A 2,847-nucleotide genomic window follows, 5' to 3' on the forward strand; every position below is an offset into this window, starting at 1 on the left:
CCTTCACCCCGGCGTTGCCAGGACTCCGGCCCATCAGGCAGGGTCAGCACACGGCCGGAAAAATCCGGCAGGCAGGCCCGCCGGGGCATGGAGGACAAAGTGGGAGCTTCACGCGGCTGCTCCTTGTCCCCAGCACTTTCACGGCATGCCGCTGCGGAAATATTTTTTTTGCCGTTCCCGGCTGGTGGTGTTCTTTTTGCTTGTCCTGCCATGACTTCTCGCTTTGCCGTGTTTTTTCACAGCATAGCCAATGAGGGCGGCGTGGAAAAGCCCCGCCGCTTGTATGGCGGCGGGGCTTGTATGTCAGGAGGTGAGCAGTTCGCTTGAAAGGAGGTTTTTTTCGCTTACTTAATCACACCGCAGGCGATGCGTGCTCCGCCGCCGCCCAGGGGCGCGGGCTGGTCGGAATAGTTGTCGCCGCCGGCGTGGATCATGATGGAACGGCCCTTGAGGTCCTTGACGCTCAGGTTGGGGGCATGCACCTTGGCGTTGACCACGCCCTTGGCATCGGCATTGATGGCGGGCAGGTCGCCCTTGTGGCCGTGTTTGCCGGGGCCTTCATGCTTGCCGGTTTTATCGGGATCAAAGTGTCCGCCCGCAGCCAGACCGGCAATTTTTTTGCCGTCTTTTTCAGCAGGGGCGCAGGAAGGATTTTCGTGCACGTGCATGCCGTGCTCGCCTTCGCTTATGCCTACGATATCAACAAGAACGTCTACTCCGCCCTTGCCGTCATCAGCAAAGGTGATGAAGCCGATGGCCTCTCCCACGCCTTCATCAGTAATTTTATTGACAGGAACCTTAACGCTTTCCGCCTGGGCGACGCCGGCGCCGATCCAGAGGGCGCAACATACAAAGCTCAAGGCCAGCAGAATTTTTTTCATAAGCAGTCTCCTTTAATTACGGCGTACGGGCGAAAAGCCCGGTCGCCATGAAACCGTACTGATAACCTATATCATCAAAAGAGAGCGGTCAACGCATGTCGCCGTTTTTTTTCGGCTGCCTGCCCTACATGACACTTGGCGAAATGCGCAAAAAGGAGTACGCTTGCGCGTTGGTATTTATTATGAAGGAATATCGAGACCATTACTTCCTGAAGGCCAAGCGCGAGAACTATCCCGCGCGTTCGGTCTACAAGCTTAAGGAACTGGACGCCAAATTCCGCCTGTTGCGGCCCGGCCAAAAGATTCTGGACCTGGGGGCAGCCCCCGGCTCCTGGTCATTGGGCGCGGCGGAAAAGGTGGGTTCCCGGGGCCTGGTTCTGGCCTGTGACATTCAAAGCACCGAGACGGCCTTTCCCCCCCAGGTCATCTTCATGCAGGAAGACGTGTTCAACCGCTCCCCGGCCTTTGAGGCCAGACTGGAAGAACTCGGCCCCTTTGACCATGTTATAAGCGACATGGCCCCGCGCACCACAGGCACCCGCTTTACCGACCAGGCCCGCTCGCTGGACCTGGCTGTGGAAGCGCTGGCTGTGGCCTGCCTGCATTTGAAGCAAGGCGGCGGCTTTGTGGTTAAAATTTTCATGGGTCCGGACGTGCAGGAACTGCTTGCGCCCATGCGCAAGGCTTTTACAACGGTCAAGTCCTTCAAGCCCAAGAGTTCGCGCGCCGAAAGCAAGGAAACGTTTTTCGTGGGCCTTGGCTTTCGCGGCAAGCCGAACCAGACCGACCCCGTGGGTACGCCGCCGGGCAGGTAAAACAATTTATTCCCTAAAGGTTTCGGAGGTTTTATGGCTGGTCACAGTAAATGGGCCAATATTCAGCACCGTAAGGGCCGTCAGGACGCAAAACGCGGCAAGCTGTTCACCAAGGCCGCCAAAGAAATTATCATTGCAGCCAAGGGCGGCGGCGATCCCGCCATGAATCCCCGTCTGCGCGCGGCCATTGCTGCGGCCAAGGCCGTAAACCTGCCCAAAGACAAGATCGAGGCGGCCATCCGCAAGGGTACCGGCGAAGACGCCGGCGGCGATCTTACCGAAACCTTCTATGAAGGCTACGGCCCCGGCGGCATCGCTGTCATGGTCGAAGTAGCCACCGACAACAAGAACCGCACCGTGGCCGAAGTGCGCCACCTCTTTTCCAAGCATGGCGGCTCAATGGGTGAAAACGGCAGCGTTGGCTGGATGTTTGACCACAAAGGCGTCATCAGCGTTGAAAAAAACGCCTACCCCGAAGAAAAAATAATGGAAGCCGCCCTGGAAGCCGGGGCTGACGATGTTATTGACGATGGGGAAGAATGGACCATCCATACGGCCCTGACCGACTTCACCGCCGTGCGCGATTCGCTGGAAGCTGCGGGCATTGTCATGCAGTCTGCCGAGCTTGCCATGGTTCCCCAGAACCTGGTGGCTGTTGACGCGGACATGGGCCAGAAAGTGCTGCGCCTTATGGATGCCCTGGACGACAACGATGACGTGCAGAACGTGTACGCCAACGTCGACTTTCCCGAGGACATGCCCGAAGACTAGAGCAGCTTGCCAATGCAATGCATTGACTGCCCTGCAAGAGTTTTTCTGAAAATTCTTGCCCGAAAATGCGCCTTGGCAGGCTTTGTCTGCCCCAAGCGAGCATTTGGAACAGATTACCTTTGAGAATGGGCATTCTCAAAGTTTACGGCACGCTCGCTTCGGCGCTTGACAGCGCAAATAAATTGCGCTTGCTCACGCAGTCGCCGGAGCAGTTTCAGAGTGAAAATGCTCTAAAACGTCACAAGCCTCGAACGTTTCAGGCGTGGAGCGCGCGGCAGGGATCTGCCCTTAAAACCCTGCCGCGCAAGCCACCAGCGGCCTTGGGCGCATACGGACGCAACACCCTGTCCAGCGCCGCAGGCCGACAAACTTGCGGTGTG

Annotated in this window: 4 protein-coding genes; 2 read left to right on the forward strand and 2 right to left on the reverse strand. The window is 57.7% G+C overall.

Annotated features, from left to right (window positions below):
• On the reverse strand, window positions 1–212 hold a 212-nt coding region (locus V6C07_RS00740; RefSeq protein WP_333534462.1), incomplete at its 3' end, for a hypothetical protein.
• Window positions 213–344: 132 nt separating this feature from the next.
• The gene (sodC, locus tag V6C07_RS00745) at window positions 345–881 is read right to left on the reverse strand and encodes a superoxide dismutase [Cu-Zn] SodC (protein ID WP_333534464.1); all 537 of its coding nucleotides are present in this window, start codon (window positions 879–881) and stop codon (window positions 345–347) included.
• 182 nt (window positions 882–1,063) lie between these two features.
• On the opposite strand from sodC, the gene V6C07_RS00750 reads away from it, so the two are divergent.
• On the forward strand, window positions 1,064–1,696 hold the full coding sequence (locus V6C07_RS00750) for an RlmE family RNA methyltransferase (protein ID WP_333534469.1): 633 nt from the start codon (window positions 1,064–1,066) through the stop codon (window positions 1,694–1,696).
• A gap of 33 nt (window positions 1,697–1,729) precedes the next feature.
• Window positions 1,730–2,467, forward strand: coding sequence for a YebC/PmpR family DNA-binding transcriptional regulator (locus V6C07_RS00755; RefSeq protein ID WP_333534467.1), 738 nt, complete (start codon window positions 1,730–1,732; stop codon window positions 2,465–2,467).
• Window positions 2,468–2,847 lie beyond the last annotated feature (380 nt).

This window comes from Desulfovibrio sp. 1214_IL3152 (genome assembly GCF_036763055.1).
Lineage (GTDB): Bacteria > Desulfobacterota > Desulfovibrionia > Desulfovibrionales > Desulfovibrionaceae > Desulfovibrio.

Coding starts and splice junctions, on each gene's coding strand:
- sodC (WP_333534464.1), bottom strand. CDS start 881: ATGAAAAAAATTCTGCTGGCCTTGAGCTTTGTATGTTGCGCCCTCTGG.
- V6C07_RS00750 (WP_333534469.1), top strand. CDS start 1,064: ATGAAGGAATATCGAGACCATTACTTCCTGAAGGCCAAGCGCGAGAAC.
- V6C07_RS00755 (WP_333534467.1), top strand. CDS start 1,730: ATGGCTGGTCACAGTAAATGGGCCAATATTCAGCACCGTAAGGGCCGT.